Source organism: Priestia koreensis (genome assembly GCF_001274935.1).
In the GTDB taxonomy this organism is placed as follows: domain Bacteria; phylum Bacillota; class Bacilli; order Bacillales; family Bacillaceae_H; genus Bacillus_AG; species Bacillus_AG koreensis.
Genome location: NZ_LILC01000019.1, coordinates 127,355 through 148,921 on the forward strand (window position 1 = coordinate 127,355; position 21,567 = coordinate 148,921).

The following is a 21,567-nucleotide window of genomic DNA, read 5'->3' on the forward strand; positions in this document are numbered from 1 at the left end:
GGGGACAAACCTGTCTGGCTCACCCTCTGTGCTTGTAAATGGTACTCTTTTATAGTAAAATTTACGTTGACTTTCTTATTTGAAAAGTATTGGTAACGCTTTACATTTCAGCAGCAGCCTCAGCAATTATCCAACAAACACAGGCCATAAAATCCTCGCTGATGAGAAATTCTATATATGAAACAATCCGGGTATGAACGAATACATAATAAGAGAAGTATTGGAGGAGAAGCCATGCCTACCCCAAGTATGGAAGATTATATTGAGCAAATTTATATGTTAATTGAAGATAAGGGATATGCAAGGGTTTCGGACATTGCAGAAGCGTTAGCAGTGCATCCTTCCTCTGTAACAAAAATGGTGCAAAAACTCGATAAAGACGAATATTTGGTGTATGAAAAATACCGTGGCCTAGTGCTGACAACCAAAGGGAAAAAGATTGGAAAACGTCTTGTCTATCGCCATGAGCTATTGGAGCAATTTCTTCGTATCATTGGCGTCGATGAGGAAAATATTTATGAAGACGTTGAAGGAATCGAGCATCACTTAAGCTGGAATTCCATCGACCGAATCGGTGATTTGGTTCAATACTTTGAAGAGGGTCAAGAGCGTGTAGACGAGCTTCGACTCGTACAAAAGAAAAACGAAGAAGATCAGCCGTCCTAAAAAAATCATTTTCTCCTTTCTACCTACGAATGTAGGTGATGAGAGAAAATGATTTTTTTTACGCATATTTCCCTACGTTTTCGATTAAAGATGTACAAATGATTGTTGGAGGTCATTTATGTACATTGACGGTGTGTTTTCAGGTGGTGGAATTAAAGGATTAGCTTTAATAGGCGCTCTTCAAGCTATAGAAGAAAAGGGATTTGTGTTTCGACGGGTAGCTGGCACAAGCGCAGGGGCTATCCTTTCTTCGTTCATCGTAGCTGGTTATTCTAGTAAGGAACTTGTATCCATGCTTGAAGAATTAAATGCTGATAATCTATTAGACCGTCGTTCGCGATTTATTCCCTTTTCCTTAACAAAATGGCTGTCATTATATTGGAAGATGGGGCTATATAAAGGTGATAAATTAGAAAGATGGTTATACAATAAATTAAAGCAAAGAGGAATTATTACATTCGGTGACATTCCGGAGCATTCGCTGCGTATTGTCGCTTCTGACTTAACGAATGGGCGTATTCTTGTGCTCCCAGATGATTTGCCCCAATACGGCATTGATCCTGCTACTTTTTTTATTTCAAAAGCCGTAAGAATGAGCTGTAGCCTTCCATACTTTTTCGAACCGGTTCGCTTAAAAAGCGTTAGGCAGACGTCGCTTATTGTAGACGGGGGAGTACTAAGTAATTTCCCCATTTGGCTGTTTGATGACGAGCGTAAGCCGAAGGTACGGCCCGTATTAGGAGTAAACCTTGTGACGGCAGAAGAATGTGAACCGAGTAAAAAGGAAATTCATAATGCAATTGGGTTGTTTGGTGCTCTGTTTGAAACGATGAAGGATGCACATGATGCGCGGTATATTTCTAAGCGTCATGCTCAAAACATTATTTTTATTCCCGTCGATCAACAAGGCATTATCGATTTTCAGCTGACGGAAGAGCGAAAGCAGCAGCTTGTCTTGCTTGGGAAACTAAGAGCTGAGGCTTTTCTTCAGCAATGGTCCTATTAATCAAAAAAAATCATCGCCCACAGGAGCGATGATTTTTCCATTAGAAAAAGGCACGGTTTTTCTTTTTGCCCTTTTTCCCTTCTATGACGGTAAGGTGGGTATTGGATCGTTTTTTCTTTAAAGTTTTGCTTGAACTTTGCCCTTTTGATGAGCCAGAGACTGAATGAATACGCGCTGACGGTTTCCCTTTTGCTGGACTTTTCGTCTTTGAACGATGCTTCGATTGTTTTACCGCGCGTAAATATTGACGATCCTGCGTCGTTGACTGAGGCGACCGGAACACAAAGCGGTACAGTACATAAATAATCCCCGCAAAAATCCCCATATATAAAAGCTGTCTCATCAATTGAGCTGGATGGGTTATCACACTGGCCAACAAACCGAAAATTCCAAGCGTAATTAATACATAAACAATAGGTTTAGCAGAACGTCTCATAAGAAGGTCACCTCCACATTATGTTCAAACAGTAAAAAGAAGGGTTATACAATTTTATCTTCGGTTTGAATGTCCTCAGATTCAATACGTAATAATTCATTAAATGAAGCAATGGCTACTTCTACTTGATCATCGCTTGGTTCTTTTGTTGTTAACAATTGAAGCCATAGCCCAGGGTATCCTAAGAAACGAAGAACTGGAATGTCGCGAACTTTATTCGTTAGCTGCAATACTTCAAAAGCAATGCCGAGTACTACAGGAATTAAAAGCAGGCGGTCCACAATTCGAAGCCATAACGGATCAAGCGGGACGAGCATATAGACAAATACCCCAACAATTACTGTAAATAAAATAAAGCTACTGCCGCATCGGTAATGAAGTCGCGAACTTTTTTGCACGTTTTCGACCGTTAGCGGAAGCTGATTTTCGTACGCATTAATCACTTTATGCTCCGCCCCGTGATATTGGAAAACACGCTTAATGAGCGGTGTTTGTGAAATGACGTAAATATACACGAGCAGTAAAATGAGCTTGAACAAACCTTCTATTAAAATCTGCGAAAGATCCGAAGAGAAAATAGGTCTTGTTAGCTGAGCGAGAAAAACCGGAATTAACGTAAATAACACTTTGCCAAAAAGAAAAGAGAGAACACCGAGCGTTGCCACACCTAGAACAAGCGATAACCTTGATTCCTTTTTTTCAGCTAATGTAGCATCTTCAGAAGGATCAAGATCATATCGTTCAGAAGAGAAGTTCAAGTGCATCGTTCCATTTGCACTTGCCTCAATAATCGCAGCAATTCCTCTTAGAAAGGGTATTTTTTTGAGTTTTGTAAGAAAGGGAGAAGATTTTCGCTTTGAATGAAAGTATTCAATCGTTTGATCCTTGCGCCGAATCGCGGTTACAAGAGAACGTTTACCTCCGAACATGACTCCCTCCATTACGGCTTGACCACCATAGATGGGTTTTTGTGCGTCTGACATGTAAGTCACCAACCTAACTTCGTAAAATATCTTATTTGTATTTTATATTCTACAGGAATTTGAAATAAACCTCTAGGTCGATGTATATTCTCTATTTTAGCCAAGAAAATCCAAACATACACCAGTAAATCCCCTTTGTTTTCTAGAAAATTCTATTCCGTCTGAAAACAAGATGCTACATGCTGTGTTATGGAGTCGTTATGTTCGATGAATGAGCTGACACGTAACCGAAAAAATGAACAATTTTGGTTGCGTATAGAAATAGAATTTTTGTTTCGGTTCATACTAAGAAACAGAGGTGAAGAAAAGTGACAGAAGAACAAGAACATCAAAGTCAAAATAGCAAAGAAACATCCTATATGCTAAAAACAGTGTCCATTGGATTTGTCGGTGGTGTGTTTTGGAGTTTTCTTAATTATATTGCATATCTATTCCATTTTACAGAAATTAGCCCAAACGTCATTTTACAGCCATGGGCCCTTGGTGAATGGAAAGAGAAGGCGATGGGGAACTTTGTGAGCATGATTATCCTGGGGGTTATCTCCATCGTTGTCGCTATTTTATATCAGGTCACGCTGAAGAATTATATGAGAGTTTGGATTGGCATGCTGTTCGGGCTTGTTTTATGGGTGTTGGTCTTTTATGTGTTAAATCCCCTCTTTCCAGATATCAAAACCGTTAGCGAGCTGGATAAAAATACGATTATTACGAGCATCTGCTTTTACATTTTGTACGGCGTATTCGTTGGCTACTCGATTTCCTTTGAAGCATCGGCCTTAAATCTAAAAGACTCTGACCAAGCTACAGTCAATGAAGAGTGAGTTCTGTTCATTTCTATGGTAGAATGTTCTAGGTAATGAACATTCTTTTTTCATCGGAAAAAAGGTGGAAGCGGAGGAGGTCATAGAGTGAAAAGATTACTCGTTATCAATGGCCCGAATCTTAATCGTTTAGGGGTAAGAGAGCCAGGTATTTACGGTGGTGAAACGCTCGCAACGCTAGAGAGTGGCTTGCAACTTGTGGCGGAACGCGAGGGCATCAACTTAGAGACGTTTCAGTCAAACCATGAAGGAGCAATTATTGACCAGCTTCATGCGGCTGATACGGATTATGATGGTGTGATCATTAATCCTGGTGCTTTTACTCACTACAGCTATGCGATTCGAGATGCCATAGCAGGTATTTCGACACCTGTTCTTGAAGTACATATTTCAAACGTTCATGCGAGGGAAGAGTTCCGTCATCATTCGGTCACGGCTCCGGTTTCAATTGGACAAATCGTAGGATTGGGCTTTTATGGCTATGAGCTAGGGCTTTTAGCTATGCTTCAACATTTAAGGGGGAAAGAAAATGAGTAAATTAACGAAGCTTCGCGAAATGTTTAAAGATCTTAATGTCGACGGAATGCTTATCACGAGTGAGTTCAACCGTCGTTACGTAGCCAATTTCACTGGATCTGCAGGCGTTGTCCTTATTTCTGAGGATGCAGCAGCGTTTATTACAGATTTTCGCTATGTCGAGCAGGCAACAAAGCAAGCGGTCGGATTTGAGATCGTTCAGCATAAAGGACCGATCACGGACGAAGTAGCAGAAGTGGCGAAAAAGATGGGAATCAAGCGTCTTGGATTTGAACAAGATCATCTTACGTACTCAAGCTTCCAGACGTATGACAAGGCAGTAGAGGCTGAACTTGTACCGGTTTCAAACGCCGTAGAAAAGTTACGCTTGATTAAGAGCGAAGCAGAGATTAAGATATTAAAGGAAGCTGCAAAAATTGCTGATGCGGCATTCGAACACATTTTGACAGTGATTCGACCTGGAGTCACTGAGTTAGAAGTATGCAATGAGCTTGAATTCTTTATGCGTAAACAAGGCGCTACATCATCTTCTTTTGATACAATCGTGGCTTCAGGCTATCGTTCAGCTCTACCACACGGTGTTGCCTCTGAAAAGGTCATCGAAAAAGGTGAGTTTGTGACAATGGACTACGGTGCATTATATCAAGGCTATGTGTCTGATGTGACTCGTACAGTAGCAGTAGGAGAAGTAAGCGATGAGCTTCGTACAATTTATGATGTAGTATTAGAAGCGCAGTTACGTGGAATGAATGGTATTAAGCCTGGTTTAACAGGAAAGCAAGCAGACGCTTTAACTCGTGATTACATAGCGGAGAAAGGGTACGGCGAATACTTCGGTCACTCGACAGGTCATGGCATTGGCTTAGAAGTTCACGAAGGACCTGCTTTATCTTTCCGATCTGATAATGTGTTAGAGCCAGGAATGATTGTAACCGTAGAGCCAGGAATCTATATTCCGAAACTTGGTGGAGTTCGTATTGAAGATGATACGATCGTTACACAAACTGGTAATGAATCATTGACTCATTCGTCGAAAGAGTTAATTATTTTATAATAGTGTAGGAGGATTTACTTCATGATTTCAGTAAACGATTTTCGTACAGGCTTAACAATTGAAGTTGACAACGGAATTTGGCGCGTAGTTGAATTCCAACATGTAAAACCGGGTAAAGGGGCAGCGTTTGTTCGCTCAAAGCTTCGTAACCTTCGTACAGGAGCGATTCAAGAAAAAACGTTCCGTGCTGGTGAAAAAGTAGCGAAAGCTCAAATTGAAAACCGTCAAATGCAGTACCTATATGCAAACGGTGATCAACACGTATTCATGGATACAGAATCTTATGAACAACTTGAATTACCAGGTAACCAAATTGAGTATGAACTCAAATTCTTACTTGCGAACATGTCTGTTCACATTATGATGTTCCAAGGCGAAACACTAGGTGTTGAGCTTCCGAACACAGTAGAACTAAAAGTAGCAGAAACTGAACCAGGAATTAAAGGTGATACAGCTTCAGGCGGTACAAAACCAGCTATTCTTGAAACAGGTTTATCTGTACAAGTTCCATTCTTCATTAACCAAGAAGATGTGTTAATCATTAACACAACAGATGCAAGCTACGTTTCTCGTGCATAATTAATTCAAACAGCCCGATCTAGTCCCACTAGATCGGGCTGTTTTTTTATTTCTCGCAACTCTATCATTTTTCTCTTTTTTTATGCCCCTACATAAAATCCTCTATCATACATACCGGGCTTCCCGCATAAATTGTACAAAGTATCCAGTCGTCTATTAAAAGATCGTTTAGGAGGAAAGAATGAAACATTTACTAGCAGGAATGAATAGTTCTGTACTAACTATGGCTTGTTTACGCTTTGTATCCTCATTTATTGAATTTGTCGCAGCGATTTTAATCTTCACGAGTAACGATGTGAAAAAGGCGCTCATGATTAATAGTTTACTAGCTTTAGTCGGACCGCTCGTCATGGTCTCTTCGTTCACGATTGGACTTGTTGCTGTTGCAGATCAGCTGTCATTTGGAAAAATAGCACTTATTGCGATAGGCGTCATTATGATTTTAGTCGGTGTATTTAAGTGAAGAAGAAAAGCACGCGGTCAGGCATATTGTGTACGAGCGTGCATACATTGAAATGAATAATGAACAAGCAAAGGGATGTGTAAAACGTGATCGAATCCGTCTCTAAAATGCTGCCAAAACACGTTGTAGGGATCATTGAGGCACACCTTGCCTCGGATTATTTAGAAGAAATACGGTTACGGGTAAATCGGCCGCTGGAGCTGATTGTGCGAGGAAGGCCCATTTTTCAACCTTATTTTTTAACAACGGAAGATGCGGGGTTTATTTTAAATAAGCTGAGTCATTTCTCCATCTATATGATTGAGGAGGAATTAAAGAAAGGCTACGTCACCATTGAAGGTGGACATCGGGTCGGGCTAGCGGGGAAAGTAGTGACAGAGAACGGGGTCGTGAAGGTCATCCGAGACGTGACGTCATTTAATATTCGAATTGCGAAGGAAAAGCTCGGAATTGCGGAGCGATTGGTGCCGCATTTGCACGCGAAAGGAAGCTCCTCATGGGCACATACGGCGATCATTGGTCCTCCACAGTCGGGAAAAACGACGATGATTCGGGATTTGGCGCGCGTCATTAGTACAGGAATAGACGACATCGAACCGATGAAGGTAGGCATTGTGGATGAACGTTCTGAAATTGCCGGAAGTGTAAAAGGTGTTCCGCAACACACCTTTGGATCTCGTCTAGATGTGCTTGATGCATGCCCAAAAGCAGAAGGCATGATGATGATGATTCGGTCTATGAGTCCAGACGTCTTAGTTGTGGATGAAGTCGGGCGTATGGAAGACTGTGAGGCCGTATTAGAGGCAATGAACGCGGGTGTGAAAGTTATTATGACTGTTCATGGTACACAGCTAGACGATTTGTTAAAACGACCTTCTTTGTCTTCGCTGATGAAGGCGGGTGTGTTTGAGCGTTTTCTCGTTCTTACGGCTAAAAACGGTGCCGGAACGATTCAAGGAATATATGACCATGATTTTACGTCTCTTCCACTTTCGGTTCTCGAAGGAGGTAGACGATGAAGCTTATTGGTGCCGTCATGGTTCTTGTTGCTTGTACGCTCGTCGGGTTCGAATTTGCCAAACGGCTTAGCGAACGTACGCGTCAGCTCCGTCAGCTAAAAGCAGCACTTCGGTCTCTAGAAGCTGAAATTATGTACAGTCATCGTTCGGTAGGCGAAGCTTCTGCGACAATTGCTGCACAAATTCCAAAGCCCCTCTCCATGCTATTCACGCTGTTTGCTGACAAGCTAGAAGACGAGGAAGTAAGTGTAAAAAGCGCTTGGTTCGCAAGTGTTGAAGAGTCGTGGGGGAAAACGGCACTAAAAAAGCCGGAGATTGAAATTTTGAAGCAGTTTGGGGAAACGCTCGGACAGCATGATCGTTATTCCCAGCAAAAGCATATTTTACTCGCGCTTAATCACCTCGAGCGAGAAGAAGCAGATGCCGTTGATCAGCAAAACCGCTATGAACGCATGATGAAGAGCGTCGGCTTTTTAGCAGGGTTATTACTTATCATTTTACTCATGTAAAGGGCAGGAGGAAAGGGTTCATGGGAGTAGATATGAATACAATTTTCCAAATTGCAGGGGTGGGAATCGTCGTGGCGTTTCTCGTCACGGTCCTCGAGCAAATGGGGAAGAAGGATTACGCAAATTGGGTTACCTTAATCGGATTTATTTACATCTTATTTATGGTGGCGTCCATCGTGGATGATTTGTTTAAGAAAATTAAGGCTGTCTTCCTATTTCAAGGTTAAAGTAGGTGAATCACGGTGGATATGATTCAAATCGTAGGGCTGGGCCTTGTCACAACATTTTTGGCCATTATTTTAAAAGAGCATAAATCGTCGATTGCTTTTCTGCTTGTTGTATTTGTAGGCTGCGTTATTTTTCTATTTTTAGTTGATCAAATTTCCGACATTATTCATATGATTGAACGACTGTCTGCAAATGCACATGTCAATATGGTTTACGTAGAAACCATCCTAAAAATTATTGGCATCGCCTATATTGCAGAATTTGGTGCACAAGTAACGAAGGACGCGGGGCAGGGAGCCATTGCTTCTAAAATTGAGCTTGGAGGAAAAATTCTAATTCTCTCCATGGCCATTCCAATTTTAACCGTCATCATTGAAACGATCATCTCCATGCTCCCGTCCTAAAGAAAGGTGAAACACAATGAGGGGTGACTCTATGAAATGGCTCCTTAGTATCGTAATAGGGGCGTGTATTTTCTTTTTTATAAGCGCTGAACCTGTACAAGCAGCTGACCCCCAGCAAGAGATCGTGAATACACAGCTCGATCGCTTAGGGGTCAACGAGATTAAACAATATTGGGACGATATTTTAACGGAGTACGGAGGCTTCCTTCCTGAAAGTCAAAAAGGCAGCCTCGTGGATTTTTTAAAAGGGGAGAAGAAGTTTTCGTTTAAAGAGTGGATGACGGGGTTCATAAAGTTTTTCTTTCATGAAGTCATCGCAAACGGCAAATTGCTCGGTACGCTCATCATGCTCACCATCTTTAGCGTATTTCTCCAAAACCTGCAAAATGCTTTTGAACAAAAGGCCGTAAGCAAAGTCGCGTATGCGCTTATCTACATGGTCCTCATCATTATTGCATTGAATAGCTTTCATATTGCCATTTCGTATACAAAAGAAGCCATCGATACAATGATTCACTTTATTTTAGCGCTCATTCCGCTTCTTCTTGCGCTTATGACCACTTCAGGAGGAATTATTTCAGCCGCGTTCTTTCACCCAGTCATCATCTTCCTTATGAATACAAGCGGATTGCTTATCCAATACATCATCATGCCACTGCTCTTTTTATCCGCACTGCTCAGCATCGTCAGCATTATATCCGAGCAATACAAAGTAACACAGCTTGCACAGCTCCTTCGCAACATCAGCATTGGCTTACTCGGAATCTTTTTAACCGTCTTTCTAGGCGTCATATCTGTACAAGGAACAACGTCTGCTGTGGCAGATGGCATTACGATCCGAACAGCTAAATTTATTACGGGGAATTTTATTCCGGTTGTGGGACGAGTCTTCACAGATGCTACTGACACCGTGTTAGGTGCTTCACTACTATTAAAAAATACGATTGGCATTGCGGGGGTAGGGATTTTACTCATGATCGTCGCGTTTCCTGCGATGAAGGTGCTATCCATCGCGATTATTTATAAATTAGCCGCCGCACTTCTCCAACCCATTGGGGGAGGGCCTGTCATTACTTGTTTAAGTGTTATTAGTAAAAGCGTCATCTATATTTTCGCTGCTCTAGCTGTTGTATCTCTTATGTTTTTCCTAGCGCTAACCGTCATTATTACAGCAAGTAATATCACGATGATGGTGAGGTAAAGAAAGGAGGATCTCTGTGTCGGCTTTAACGGAATGGATTACGAATATTATCTTGTTTATCCTGCTTGCGACCATCATTGACCTCCTGTTACCAAACTCAAACTTTCAAAAATACACAAAAATGGTCGTTGGCCTTTTACTCATTTTGATCATCGTGACACCTGTTTTCAAACTTTTAAACGTAGATGTGGACAAACTGTGGTCTTCAATGCGGCTGTCTTCCTTAACAGAACAAAAAAGTGTAGAAAATTTAGTGGATTTTAAGAAAAAAGAAATACAAGCATCACAACGTGCATATATTTTAGAACAAATGGCTGTCCAAATGAAGACAGAGGTAAAAGAGGAGTTGATGAAGCAGTATGGTGTAGCGATAGACCACATTCAAATTCAACCGAAACAAACCACCGAAGAGCCAACGATTGAAACCATTGGTAAGCATATTGAATCCGTGCAAGTGACTTTAAAAGCCGGTACGAATTCAAAGGAAATCGCTAATGTGGAAATCGTCTCTATCGATACCTCCAAGTCGCAGCCAGATCAAAAGCAGACTAAGCATACAAAACAAATTATTTCGTTTTTAGCAACTCATTGGGGCATACAAAAAAGTCAAATCGTGGTTACGGGAGGGGAACAAAAGGAGAATGAGCAAGGAACCCAATAATGATCGCTCTTTTTTAGCGAAGATATTCGGTAGCTTTATGAAAGGGTCATCAGGAAAAAAATCTTCAAAATCGCTCTATATTCTTTTACTTCTGGGAGTAGGAATTGCCATTATGCTAGTAGGAAATATTCAAAAAGCACTGCAGCCTTCATCTGAAAAAGCAGCTGAAGTCAGTAGTACGGTGAAAGAGACGCCTGTATTTGGTCAAAGTAAAGGAAAAAGCAAGGTGAGTGATTACGAAGATCATTACGAGACCCAGCTCAAGGATGCCCTTGATAGCGTTCTTGGCGTAGATGATGTAGAAGTGGTTATCAACCTAGACGGAACAGGAGAAAAGGTGTTCAAGACCAACCATACAAATAAAGTCCAAAAAACAGAAGAGTCTGATGAACAAGGTGGAAAACGAGTCATTGGCGAAACGACAACTGATGAAAAACTCGTCATTCTTCGCAAAGGAGACGGGGAAGCAGCCGTTATGATCAAAACAGAAAAACCAAAAGTTCGTGGCGTACTAGTCGTCGCCCGAGGTGCTGAAAATATAGAAGTGAAAAAATGGATTATTGATGCGGTAACAAGAGTACTTGATGTACCAAGCTATAGAGTAGCAGTTTTACCGAAAAAACCTAAGGGGGATTAAAAAATGTTGTTAAAAAAACAAACGGTTTGGTTATTAACAATGCTGAGTTTAGTGGTTGTATTATCGGTTTATTACATTACGTCGCCAGAAAATCCAAAGGACAACGTAGCATTTGTCGACAAGAAGGAAGAGCAAAAGAATGCGAAGGAAAAATCCGCAAAAGCGTCTGATAAAAAAGAAAAAGCAACGGCTGAAGTATCAACAGTCGACACAAATGACATGTTTACGGCTCTTCGCTTAAATATTGAAGACGAGCGCAGCAAATTAATTGAGCAATACAATGATGTTGTAGCGTCAAGTGACTACACGCCAGAAGAAAAAAGCAAAGCAAAAGACCAGCTTGAAGAGCTTGCGAAGCTTTCAGAGAAAGAAGGATTTTTAGAAGATATGATCAAGTCAAATGGCTATAAAGATGCGCTAGTTCGCACAGAAGGTGGGCAAGTAAAAGTAACGGTAAGCTCGAAGAAAAAATCGCCTGAGCAAGCGAATAAAATTATGCAGCTTGTCGGAAAAGAGCTAGGAAATAAACTCGTATCTGTAGAGTTTCAACCGGCAAGCAGCAAATAAGAAGAAGGTCGTCTGCACCTCTCTCACTAGAGGAGGGGCAGGCGGCTTTTTTTATGCAACAAACGCTTTAGGAGAAAACACCTCTTCATTCTAAAAGGGGGATGTGCTAAAATAAGGTTGGAAATAGGTTTTAAAATCTTATATTAGTACTAGATAATAACTATAAAATCACAACCGCAGGTGTTTCGTTGAATTTATTGTTCGATATATCGTATGATAAGAGAGATACCTAAGAAATAGTGAAGAGATAGGAGTGTCAAATATGCTCAAGATTCAAGAAATTCGTGAAATTATTAAATTAGTTGATCAATCATCCATCGAGGAATTTACGTACGAGCATGAAGGATCAAAAATTAAAATGAAGAAAAAGGATGCAATCCTTTCTAAGCAAGCGCCTGTAGTGGTTGCATCAGCACCAGCACCAGAAGTAGCTCAGCCACAAGCAGTTGCTGCACCGGCTCCAGCTGCACCAGCAGCTCAACCTGCTGAGGAAGCGCCAAAAGCGCCAGCAAGTGATGCAAACCTACATAAAATTACGTCACCAATGGTAGGAACGTTCTATGCGTCTTCTTCACCAGAATCAGGGGCATATGTGTCCGTAGGCGACAAAGTGAAAAAAGAGAGCGTAGTATGTATCGTTGAAGCAATGAAATTGTTTAACGAGATCGAAGCAGAGGTAAATGGAGAAATAGTGGAGATTCTTGCAGAAAATGGACAGCTTGTAGAATACGGACAACCACTTTTCTTAGTGAAAGCTGACTAAAGGAGAATGGCTATGATTAAAAAGCTATTAGTTGCCAATCGTGGAGAAATTGCTGTCCGTATTATCCGTGCGTGTAAAGAATTGGGAATTGAAGCTGTTGCCGTTTATTCTGAAGCAGATCGTGAGTCACTACACGTACAGTTAGCTGATGAAGCTTACTGTATCGGACCAACTGCCTCTAAAGATAGTTACTTAAATTTTACAAACATTATGAGCGTTGCAACGCTTACGGGCTGTGACGCGATTCACCCGGGCTATGGATTCCTAGCAGAGAACGCAGACTTTGCTGAATTATGCCGCGAGTGTAACATTACCTTTGTTGGGCCAAGCCCTGAAGCAATTAATAAAATGGGTACAAAAGACGTAGCGAGAGAAACAATGCGTGACGCTGGTGTTCCTGTCGTTCCTGGATCGAAGGGAATTATTGAAACGCCAGAAGACGGTGTATCTTTAGCAAACGATATGGGCTATCCTGTTATTATTAAAGCAACAGCAGGGGGCGGAGGAAAAGGAATCCGCGTAGCGAAAAGCGAAGAAGAGTTGATCAAAGGTATTTCGATCACTCAGCAAGAAGCTGCTACCGCTTTCGGTAATCCTGGCGTCTACATTGAAAAGTACATTGAAGACTTCCGTCACGTCGAAATTCAAGTATTAGCCGATTCATTTGGTAATACGATTCACCTAGGTGAACGTGATTGTTCGATCCAGCGTCGTCTTCAAAAGCTGATTGAGGAATCTCCATCACCAGCTCTTGATGCAGACATGCGCGAGAAAATGGGAACAGCTGCTGTAAAAGCAGCAGAAGCTGTAAACTATACGGGTGCAGGAACAGTCGAGTTTATCTATGATTATCGTGAAAAGAAATTCTACTTCATGGAAATGAATACTCGTATTCAAGTAGAGCATCCGGTAACGGAAATGGTAACGGGAATTGACTTAATCAAAGAACAAATCAAAGTAGCCAATGGCGAAAAGCTTAGCTACAAGCAAGAAGATGTTACGTTCTCTGGTTGGGCGATTGAGTGCCGTATTAACGCAGAAAACCCAGAAAAGAATTTCATGCCATCAGCAGGTAAGATTAACATGTACCTAGCCCCAGGTGGATATGGAGTTCGGATCGATTCTGCTGTATACCCAGGCTATTCAATTCCACCATTCTACGATTCCATGATTGCGAAGCTAATCGTTCATGCTGATACGCGTGAAGAGGCGATTGCAAAAATGAAGCGTGCACTAAGTGAGTTTGCGGTAGAAGGAATTTCAACAACCATTCCATTCCACTTAAAATTACTTAATCACGAAAAGTTTGTATCAGGAGAATTCAATACGAAATTTCTTGAGTTACATGACGTGATGAATTCGTAGTATAGTATAGATTATAGGAGGTGTTCTTATGAACGAAAATCATGTTTTAGAAATGGAAGAAAACCAACAATCTTTAGGGAGAGTTGAAATTGCTCCCGAAGTTATTGAGGTTATTGCCGGCATCGCTGCTTCAGAGGTAGAAGGTGTAACATCAATGCGTGGTAACTTTGCAAGCGGTGTGGTTGAACGACTTGGAAAGAAAAATCACGGTAAAGGTGTAAAGGTTGAATTGAATGAAGCAAGCATCAAAGTCGATGTATATTGTTCAATGAAATTTGGCGTATCCATTCCAGTGGTTGCTCAAAAAGTGCAAGATAATGTTCGTCAAGCGTTACAAACGATGACCGCTATTAATTTAGACGAAGTGAACATTCATATTGTTGGCGTTCAATTTGAAACCTCAAAGCAAGAAGAAGTCGTAGAATCGTAAGCACCGTTAGCTTGCGCACAGAAAAAGACTGTCTGTTAGTGACAGTCTTTTTTCTTTGGGAAGAAAAGAAAAGAAAAGAGTTCCTGTTGAAATGAAGGCGGTCGAAACGTAAAATAAGAACGAGACTGTTATGATGAAACAACGGGTGAAATAAAAAAGCCGAAATAGTCTGTATATTACATTAAAGCCGGACAAGGTGTACTCATGAATAGAAACTATGCTATTATCATGTTATGGAATTTTTGATAAGGTAAAATAAAGGAGAAAAATGGAATGAAAAGACGTACAGCACGTGAAAAAGCGCTTCAAGCTTTGTTTCAATGTGATTTAGGGAAAATGGAGCCAGCGGAGGCTATTCAAAACGTAATTAAGACAGACAAAGTAGACGAATTTTTAGAGCTACTCGTATTAGGAACGATGGAAAATCAGCAAGAAATTGATGAGCTACTGCGCAACAATTTAGAAAAATGGACGTTAGAGCGTGTAGCAGCCGTAGACCGTGCAATTCTACGCTTAGCCGTATTCGAAATCAAATATAAAGAAGATATTCCTGTAAACGTGACAATGAACGAAGCGTTGGAATTAGCAAAAAACTTTAGTGACGAACAATCGAGCCGTTTCATCAACGGTGTACTATCTAGAGTGCTAACGTCTTTATCATAAGAAAATGAAAAAAAGGTTGCTTTTTATAGGGGTGCAAACAGCTGCGATTCCTTGTGAAGCAACCTTTCAAAGGTTTATACAGGTGTTTTTGGTAAAGGAGAAGATGTAGGTGAGTGAAGTTCAATATGTAACGGTAACCGCTCTAACACGGTATATTAAACGGAAGTTCGATGTAGATCCTCATCTTCGTGATATATGGATTAAAGGGGAAATTTCTAACTTCAAGCGTCACAGCCGTGGTCATATGTATTTTACGTTAAAAGATGAGAGTGCCCGTATGCAGTCGGTTATGTTTGCAGCGAATAATCGTTCTCTAGCTTTTCAACCACAAGAAGGAATGAAGGTTATGGTTCGCGGTGAGGTAGCCGTCTACGAGCCAAGCGGAAATTATCAAGTGTACATAAAAGAAATGCAGCCCGATGGAATTGGAAGCTTGTATTTAGCGTATGAGCAGCTAAAAGAACGTCTTGAGAAAGAAGGACTATTTAGTCCAAGGCATAAAAAAAGCATTCCTGCCTATCCGACTTGTATAGGTGTCATTACCTCTCCAACAGGTGCCGCGGTTCGTGATATTATGACGACGCTCAGAAGGCGCTATCCGGTCGCACGAGTTATCTTAATACCTGCTCTTGTTCAAGGTGTAAAAGCAGGACCTTCTATCATTGAGGCTATTCAAAAGGCAAATGAGATGGACACGATTGATACGCTAATCGTTGGACGCGGGGGCGGGTCCATTGAAGAGCTCTGGGCGTTTAACGAAGAAGCGGTGGCGAGAGCGATTTTTGAGTCTCACATTCCCGTTATTTCAGCAGTCGGCCATGAAACGGATTTTACCATTGCTGACTTTGTGGCTGATTTGCGAGCTCCTACTCCAACGGGGGCAGCAGAGCTTGCCGTTCCTCATTTGACTGAAGTCATGGAACGCCTCAAACAGCGAAATATTCGAATGATGCGAGCCGTTCGTGAGCGTATGACCGCGTCGAAAGAACGATTAAAAAATGCCCAAAAGTCATACGCATTCCGTTACCCACAGCGGCTGTTAGAGCAGAAGGAACAAGATTTAGATCGCATGATGGATCGTTTACATAAAGAAATGGGGAGAACGCTTCAAGCAAAAATCGATGCCAAAGAGGCATTGACACAACGTCTTAAGCGAAATCATCCTCAAGAAAAAATCAAGCAGGCTCATGAACAGACAGAGATGCTAACGAAAAGCCTATCAAAAGAAATGCAAAACCTGCTAAAGCAAAAGCAACTTCTTTTCGGTTCCCTTGCATCTAAGCTTGATGCGCTAAGTCCGTTAAAGACGATGGAGCGTGGCTATAGCTTAGTTTATAATGAAGAGAAGGAACTAGTAAAAAGCACAAAAAACATCACGACTGGTGACAAAGTCAACATCCGTCTAACCGATGGACAAATCGAATGTGAAGTGGCAAAAGTGGAGGAGCGATAATATGAGCAAAAAAGAAGAACGTACATTTGAAGAAGCGATGGAAGATCTAGAAACGATTGTAACGAAGCTTGAAGAAGGCGATGTACCTCTTGAACAAGCCATTGAGCACTTTCAACAGGGAATGGAACTTTCAAAGTTTTGTCATGAGCGACTGCAGAAAATTGAAAAACAAATGGAGCAAATTCTTCGTGAAGATGGTCAGCTAGAGGCGTTTGTGGTGCAGGAGGAAGAATGATTGTGAGAGAGCTAGACTTTGATACCTACTTAAAAGAGCTACGCGTACAAATCGAGGCACTTCTACCAACTGTTGTTCAGCCGCTTGCATCTCCAGCAACACTTAAAGATTCCATGATGTATTCGTTAACGGCAGGTGGAAAGCGACTTCGCCCATTGCTTATTTTTTCAACGCTAGAAGCATTTGAAAAAGATAAGATGATGGGGATAGAAGCAGCCTGTGCGGTTGAGATGATTCATACATATTCATTAATTCACGATGATTTACCAAGTATGGACAACGATGATTTACGCAGAGGAAAGCCAACCAATCATAAAGTATTTGGTGAAGCAATGGCGATCTTAGCAGGTGATGCCCTGCTAACGAACAGCTTCGACGTCCTCGTCTCATCCACTCATCCAGACGTGACGGATGCGATGAAGGTAAGGCTTGTTTCGACACTGGCAACGTGTGCAGGAGCAGAAGGAATGGTAGGAGGACAGGTCGCTGATATGGAAGGCGAGGGACAGCCTCTTACACTTTCAGAACTTGAGTACATTCATCATCATAAAACAGGGAAACTACTATCTTTTTGTGTCACAGCAGGCGCTATTTTAGCAGGTGCGACCGCTTTTCAAATTGAAAAGCTACAGGAATTCAGTTCGAATTTAGGACTTGCTTTCCAAATTCGGGATGACATATTAGATATTGAGGGCGATGAAGCAACGCTTGGTAAGCCCATTGGTAGTGATACGGATAATAATAAAACAACTTATCCATCTCTTTTAGGTATGGAAGCGGCAAAACAGAAGCTAGATGACCATATCGATCACGCGCTTCAAGCGTTAGAAGCATCTGGAATTTATTCAGATCGGTTAAAAGAACTTTGTTTATACGTCGGAAAACGACAAAATTAGCAGTTCCTAAGAAAATAGGTTTGAGTGATCAAAAGAAATATGTTATAATTACGCTACTGTTATGTAAAAATCTAGTGCATAGGTTTTTTATATTCAATGCCGTTATCACATCTGTGTTAGCGGCTCTTTTTTCATTAAAAACAAGATGGATAAAATACGTCTTGATCGAATCAGCGTTTAGTTTTCGCAATCAAAGGTATAGTATATAAGTCCACTTGAATTAAGGAATGGCATGTTCATACATAGTGTGTATGTTCAATTACCTTTTAACTTGCGAACCTTACTCGCAGGTAATGAGTAATGAATCAAGCTGTGAAGCAGAAACAATTATCTAAAAAATGATAGACAAAAACTACTAAAATTTGACTAACATGTATAAAATATTTCACAATGTATTAAGGTAATTTTATAACAAGTATGAAAGTGAGTGATCCAAATTGGATCTAACAGCTATAAAGAATCCTCAATTTCTAAAAAAGATGTCAAAAGAACAGCTCACTGAATTGAGCGAAGAAATACGAAAGTTTTTAATTACGCAACTGTCTGCAACTGGCGGTCACATCGGGCCGAATCTTGGGGTAGTGGAGCTAACACTCGCGCTTCACAAGATTTATGACAGCCCAAAAGATAAGTTTCTATGGGACGTAGGGCATCAATCGTACGTTCACAAAATTTTGACAGGACGCGCATGTGAGTTTGAAACACTGCGTCAATACAAAGGTCTGTGCGGTTTTCCGAAACGAAACGAAAGTGAACATGACGTATGGGAAACAGGCCATAGTTCAACCTCTCTATCAGGCGCAATGGGAATGGCAGCGGCACGTGATCTAAACAAAACAGGAGCGCACGTCATTCCCATCATCGGAGACGGAGCATTAACAGGCGGAATGGCGCTTGAGGCTTTAAATCACATTGGGCATGAACAAACTGATATGACGGTTATCCTGAACGACAATGAAATGTCGATTGCTCCGAATGTCGGGGCGCTTAACAACGTGCTTGGTAAGCTTCGCACCGCTGGTAAATACAACTGGGTGAAGGACGAAATGGAAGTACTCCTTCGTAAAATTCCAGCAGTAGGCGGAAAATTAGCATCGACTGTTGAACGAGTAAAAGATGGCCTAAAATACATGGTCGTGTCGGGAATGTTCTTTGAGGACTTAGGATTTACGTACCTTGGACCAGTAGACGGGCATGATTTTGATGACCTTTTTGAAACGCTTCGCTATGCAAAGAAAACAAAAGGTCCAGTGCTTGTTCACGTCATTACAAAAAAAGGGAAAGGCTACTTGCCAGCTGAAGAAGACACGGTCGGCACATGGCACGGAACAGGTCCCTATAAAATTGAGTCGGGTGCGTTCATCAAACCAGACAAAGCGCCGCCAATCGGCTGGAGCAAGCTCGTGAGTGATACGGTATTGAGACTTGCTCATGAAGACAAACGAATTGTTGCAATCACACCAGCAATGCCGGTCGGTTCAAAGCTTGAGCAATTTGCTAAGGAGTTGCCAGACCGCATGTACGACGTGGGGATTGCAGAGCAGCACGCCACAACAATGGCAGCAGGTCTTGCTACGCAAGGGATGAAGCCGTTCTTAGCAATTTATTCTACATTCTTACAGCGTGCGTATGACCAAGTGCTTCACGATATTTGTCGCCAAAACCTGAATGTGTTCATTGGAATTGACCGTTCCGGGCTAGTTGGGGCAGACGGCGAGACGCACCAGGGCGTATTTGATATTTCATTCCTGCGTCACATGCCAAACATGGTACTAATGATGGCAAAGGATGAAAATGAAGGACAGCACCTTGTTAATACGGCGCTAAAATATAATGATGGTCCGATCGCTATGCGCTATGCACGTGGTAACGGTGTGGGCGTTTCGATGGATGATGAACTGAAAGAAATTCCGATCGGTTCATGGGAAGTGTTAAAAGAAGGAACTGATGCGACCATTTTAACGTTTGGTACAACAATTCCAATGGCAATGGAAGCAGCAGCACAGCTAGAAAAAGCAAATGTTTCGGTTCGTGTTGTGAATGCCCGCTTTATTAAGCCAATGGACGAAGACATGCTTCACTCCATTTTCGGTGAAAAACATCCAATTTTAACGCTAGAGGAATCCATGCTGCAAGGTGGATTTGGTAGTGCAGTAGCAGAATTTGCAATTGATCACGGCTACTATCAAACAAAAATTAACCGCATGGGAATTCCAGATCAATTCGTTGAGCACGGTAGCGTAACAAAATTGCTTGAGGAGATTGGTTTAACAACGGAAGAAGTCGTGAAAAACATTCAAAAACTATTACAATTTAACAAAAAAGGGCTTGAGGTGCTTTGACAAAAAAAGAAAGAGTAGATGTCTTACTCGTAGAACGTGGTTTAGTAGAAACAAGAGAAAAAGCAAAACGCTCTGTTATGGCAGGGCTCGTCTACTCGAATGAAACAAGACTAGATAAGCCCGGGGAGAAGATTTCCCGGGACTTACCTCTTATCGTAAAGGGAGCCGTCATCCCTTATGTTAGTCGAGGCGGTTTAAAGCTTGAAAAAGCATTGAAGGAATTTGCGCTCGAAATCCAAGACAAGATTATGATTGACATTGGATCTTCCACAGGCGGATTTACGGACTGTGCGCTCCAAAACGGCGTAAAAATGTCGTACGCAATTGATGTAGGGTACAATCAGCTTGCATGGAAAATTCGTCAGGATGAGCGTGTGGTCGTAATGGAACGCACGAATTTCCGTTATGTAACGCCTGCTGACTTGCAAGAAGGGATGCCAGAATTTGCATCTATTGATGTTTCGTTTATTTCGCTTACGCTCATCTTGCCGGTTTTAAAAACACTGCTTGTACCAAACAGTGACGTTGTAGCGCTTGTGAAGCCACAGTTTGAAGCAGGAAGAGAGCAAGTGGGTAAAAAAGGAATTGTACGAGACCCGAAAGTACATCAGCAAGTGCTGGAACATATGATTGAGTTTTCGCAAAAGCAAGGCTATACGATTGCAGATTTATCTTATTCTCCTATTACAGGTGGAGAGGGCAACATTGAATTTCTTCTTCATTTAAAATGGCCTGGAGAAGGACAAGAAGACGGACAAGAAGACGGAGAAAACCAACTTCAAATGGACGTAGAGACGCTTGTATCAGAAGCACACTCGACGCTGAAAGAGAAAAAGGATAAAGAGCAATAAAGCCTGCTGGCGTATTCTCACAGCTCCTTACAAACGAACAGGGCAATAATTAAAGCTGACTCGTAGAGGAGAGTTCTCTCATGGGTCAGCTTTTTATTTGTCAGATGAGGAAGAGGTTGGGAGAAATAGACACGCCCGTGAAGAAAATGATTGAAAATCCTCATGACTTTAAAAAATAAAGTGAAAAAAGATTGCATAAAACGATAAAAATCGACTACGATGTAAGTAAATTACTGATTAACGACGAGGTGCGTAATGAATAAAGGTCAACGTCATATTAAAATTCGTGAAATTATTACGACGAACGATATTGAAACACAAGATGAATTAGTAGATATTTTAAAGAATCAAGGTTTTAATGTTACACAAGCAACGGTTTCACGTGACATTAAAGAGCTACACTTAGTGAAGGTACCGCTCATGGATGGTCGATATAAATACAGTCTGCCTGCAGATCAACGCTTTAATCCGTTGCAAAAGTTAAAGCGTGCGCTCATGGATGCATTCGTTAAAATCGATTCTGCTGGTCATATGCTTGTGATGAAAACGTTACCGGGTAATGGGAATGCAGTAGGGGTACTGCTAGATCATTTAGATTGGGAAGAAATTTTAGGAACGATTTGTGGAGATGATACGTGTTTAATCATTTGTCGTACTCCGGAAGATACAAAAGTGATTGCAGATCGCTTAGTAGAAATGCTTTAATACGTCATTTTTGGATTAAATGACAGGACAGTGAACGTCATATCAGTTGTCCGTGAATAAGGCTTAGGAGATGAAGAGGGAGAAAACCCTCTT

At 41.5% G+C, this 21,567-nt stretch carries 27 protein-coding genes; 25 read left to right on the top strand and 2 right to left on the bottom strand.

The annotated features are described in order from the left end of the window. Positions 1 to 234 precede the first annotated feature (234 nt). Positions 235 to 666, top strand: a complete 432-nt coding sequence (gene mntR / locus AMD01_RS14570) for a transcriptional regulator MntR (RefSeq protein WP_053402157.1) — start codon at positions 235 to 237, stop codon at positions 664 to 666. 118 nt (positions 667 to 784) lie between these two features. Further along, positions 785 to 1,672 (top strand): patatin-like phospholipase family protein, encoded by an 888-nt coding sequence (locus tag AMD01_RS14575; protein ID WP_053402158.1) that lies wholly within the window; start codon positions 785 to 787, stop codon positions 1,670 to 1,672. A 40-nt stretch (positions 1,673 to 1,712) separates the two neighbouring features. Here the strand turns inward: AMD01_RS14575 and AMD01_RS14580 are convergent, their stop codons facing one another. Together AMD01_RS14580 and AMD01_RS14585 are read right to left on the bottom strand one after the other, a co-directional pair. Then, positions 1,713 to 2,108: an SA1362 family protein gene (locus AMD01_RS14580; protein ID WP_053402159.1), complete on the bottom strand. Its 396-nt coding sequence runs from the start codon at positions 2,106 to 2,108 to the stop codon at positions 1,713 to 1,715. Between the two features lie 44 nt (positions 2,109 to 2,152). Beyond that, complete coding sequence (locus AMD01_RS14585) at positions 2,153 to 3,091, bottom strand: DUF1385 domain-containing protein (RefSeq protein ID WP_053402160.1); 939 nt, start codon at positions 3,089 to 3,091, stop codon at positions 2,153 to 2,155. Positions 3,092 to 3,399: 308 nt separating this feature from the next. Here AMD01_RS14585 and AMD01_RS14590 point away from each other — a divergent pair, with 308 nt between their 5' ends. From AMD01_RS14590 to ahrC, 23 genes are all read left to right on the top strand, one after another. Further along, positions 3,400 to 3,912 (top strand): YqhR family membrane protein, encoded by a 513-nt coding sequence (locus tag AMD01_RS14590; RefSeq protein WP_053402161.1) that lies wholly within the window; start codon positions 3,400 to 3,402, stop codon positions 3,910 to 3,912. A gap of 87 nt (positions 3,913 to 3,999) precedes the next feature. Further along, the gene (gene aroQ, locus AMD01_RS14595) at positions 4,000 to 4,449 is read left to right on the top strand and encodes a type II 3-dehydroquinate dehydratase (protein WP_053402162.1); all 450 of its coding nucleotides are present in this window, start codon (positions 4,000 to 4,002) and stop codon (positions 4,447 to 4,449) included. Further along, on the top strand, positions 4,442 to 5,503 hold the full coding sequence (locus tag AMD01_RS14600) for a M24 family metallopeptidase (RefSeq protein ID WP_053402163.1): 1,062 nt from the start codon (positions 4,442 to 4,444) through the stop codon (positions 5,501 to 5,503). The genes aroQ and AMD01_RS14600 overlap by 8 nt, the downstream gene beginning before the upstream one ends. Before the next feature lie 21 nt (positions 5,504 to 5,524). Continuing rightward, entirely contained in the window at positions 5,525 to 6,082 is a 558-nt protein-coding gene (gene efp / locus AMD01_RS14605) for an elongation factor P (RefSeq protein ID WP_053402164.1), read from the top strand. A gap of 181 nt (positions 6,083 to 6,263) precedes the next feature. Beyond that, a complete protein-coding gene (locus AMD01_RS14610; RefSeq protein WP_053402165.1) occupies positions 6,264 to 6,545 on the top strand; it encodes a YqhV family protein in 282 nt (93 codons plus the stop codon). Between the two features lie 89 nt (positions 6,546 to 6,634). Beyond that, on the top strand, positions 6,635 to 7,564 hold the full coding sequence (gene spoIIIAA / locus AMD01_RS14615; RefSeq protein ID WP_053402330.1) for a stage III sporulation protein AA: 930 nt from the start codon (positions 6,635 to 6,637) through the stop codon (positions 7,562 to 7,564). Then, entirely contained in the window at positions 7,561 to 8,073 is a 513-nt protein-coding gene (gene spoIIIAB, locus AMD01_RS14620; RefSeq protein WP_053402166.1) for a stage III sporulation protein SpoIIIAB, read from the top strand. Before spoIIIAA ends, spoIIIAB begins: the two co-directional genes overlap by 4 nt. 20 nt (positions 8,074 to 8,093) lie before the next feature. Then, positions 8,094 to 8,300 carry a stage III sporulation protein AC gene (gene spoIIIAC, locus AMD01_RS14625; RefSeq protein WP_053402167.1) on the top strand — a complete coding sequence of 69 codons (207 nt, stop codon included), beginning with the start codon at positions 8,094 to 8,096 and terminating at the stop codon, positions 8,298 to 8,300. 21 nt (positions 8,301 to 8,321) lie between these two features. Next, positions 8,322 to 8,705: a stage III sporulation protein AD gene (gene spoIIIAD, locus AMD01_RS14630; protein ID WP_053402331.1), complete on the top strand. Its 384-nt coding sequence runs from the start codon at positions 8,322 to 8,324 to the stop codon at positions 8,703 to 8,705. A gap of 31 nt (positions 8,706 to 8,736) precedes the next feature. Beyond that, positions 8,737 to 9,906, top strand: coding sequence for a stage III sporulation protein AE (spoIIIAE, locus tag AMD01_RS14635; RefSeq protein ID WP_053402168.1), 1,170 nt, complete (start codon positions 8,737 to 8,739; stop codon positions 9,904 to 9,906). A 16-nt stretch (positions 9,907 to 9,922) separates the two neighbouring features. Then, positions 9,923 to 10,567, top strand: a complete 645-nt coding sequence (spoIIIAF, locus tag AMD01_RS14640; RefSeq protein ID WP_053402169.1) for a stage III sporulation protein AF — start codon at positions 9,923 to 9,925, stop codon at positions 10,565 to 10,567. Further along, entirely contained in the window at positions 10,548 to 11,204 is a 657-nt protein-coding gene (gene spoIIIAG / locus AMD01_RS14645) for a stage III sporulation protein AG (RefSeq protein ID WP_053402170.1), read from the top strand. Before spoIIIAF ends, spoIIIAG begins: the two co-directional genes overlap by 20 nt. A 3-nt stretch (positions 11,205 to 11,207) precedes the next feature. Further along, positions 11,208 to 11,771: a SpoIIIAH-like family protein gene (locus tag AMD01_RS14650; RefSeq protein ID WP_053402171.1), complete on the top strand. Its 564-nt coding sequence runs from the start codon at positions 11,208 to 11,210 to the stop codon at positions 11,769 to 11,771. 262 nt (positions 11,772 to 12,033) lie between these two features. Beyond that, a complete protein-coding gene (accB, locus tag AMD01_RS14655) occupies positions 12,034 to 12,534 on the top strand; it encodes an acetyl-CoA carboxylase biotin carboxyl carrier protein (protein ID WP_053402172.1) in 501 nt (166 codons plus the stop codon). Positions 12,535 to 12,546: 12 nt separating this feature from the next. Next, entirely contained in the window at positions 12,547 to 13,899 is a 1,353-nt protein-coding gene (accC, locus tag AMD01_RS14660; RefSeq protein ID WP_053402173.1) for an acetyl-CoA carboxylase biotin carboxylase subunit, read from the top strand. 28 nt (positions 13,900 to 13,927) lie between these two features. Then, positions 13,928 to 14,329, top strand: coding sequence for an Asp23/Gls24 family envelope stress response protein (locus AMD01_RS14665; RefSeq protein WP_053402174.1), 402 nt, complete (start codon positions 13,928 to 13,930; stop codon positions 14,327 to 14,329). A gap of 273 nt (positions 14,330 to 14,602) precedes the next feature. Further along, positions 14,603 to 14,992, top strand: a complete 390-nt coding sequence (nusB, locus tag AMD01_RS14670) for a transcription antitermination factor NusB (RefSeq protein WP_053402175.1) — start codon at positions 14,603 to 14,605, stop codon at positions 14,990 to 14,992. A gap of 109 nt (positions 14,993 to 15,101) precedes the next feature. Then, a complete protein-coding gene (gene xseA / locus AMD01_RS14675) occupies positions 15,102 to 16,445 on the top strand; it encodes an exodeoxyribonuclease VII large subunit (protein ID WP_053402176.1) in 1,344 nt (447 codons plus the stop codon). A gap of 1 nt (position 16,446) precedes the next feature. After that, positions 16,447 to 16,680, top strand: coding sequence for an exodeoxyribonuclease VII small subunit (locus AMD01_RS14680; RefSeq protein WP_053402177.1), 234 nt, complete (start codon positions 16,447 to 16,449; stop codon positions 16,678 to 16,680). Further along, positions 16,680 to 17,576 carry a polyprenyl synthetase family protein gene (locus AMD01_RS14685; RefSeq protein ID WP_053402332.1) on the top strand — a complete coding sequence of 299 codons (897 nt, stop codon included), beginning with the start codon at positions 16,680 to 16,682 and terminating at the stop codon, positions 17,574 to 17,576. The genes AMD01_RS14680 and AMD01_RS14685 overlap by 1 nt, the downstream gene beginning before the upstream one ends. A gap of 437 nt (positions 17,577 to 18,013) precedes the next feature. Further along, positions 18,014 to 19,918: a 1-deoxy-D-xylulose-5-phosphate synthase gene (dxs, locus tag AMD01_RS14690; RefSeq protein WP_053402178.1), complete on the top strand. Its 1,905-nt coding sequence runs from the start codon at positions 18,014 to 18,016 to the stop codon at positions 19,916 to 19,918. Next, entirely contained in the window at positions 19,915 to 20,769 is an 855-nt protein-coding gene (locus tag AMD01_RS14695; RefSeq protein ID WP_053402179.1) for a TlyA family RNA methyltransferase, read from the top strand. Before dxs ends, AMD01_RS14695 begins: the two co-directional genes overlap by 4 nt. 255 nt (positions 20,770 to 21,024) lie before the next feature. Further along, positions 21,025 to 21,474 (top strand): transcriptional regulator AhrC/ArgR, encoded by a 450-nt coding sequence (gene ahrC, locus AMD01_RS14700; protein ID WP_053402180.1) that lies wholly within the window; start codon positions 21,025 to 21,027, stop codon positions 21,472 to 21,474. The last annotated feature ends 93 nt before the right edge of the window (positions 21,475 to 21,567 follow it).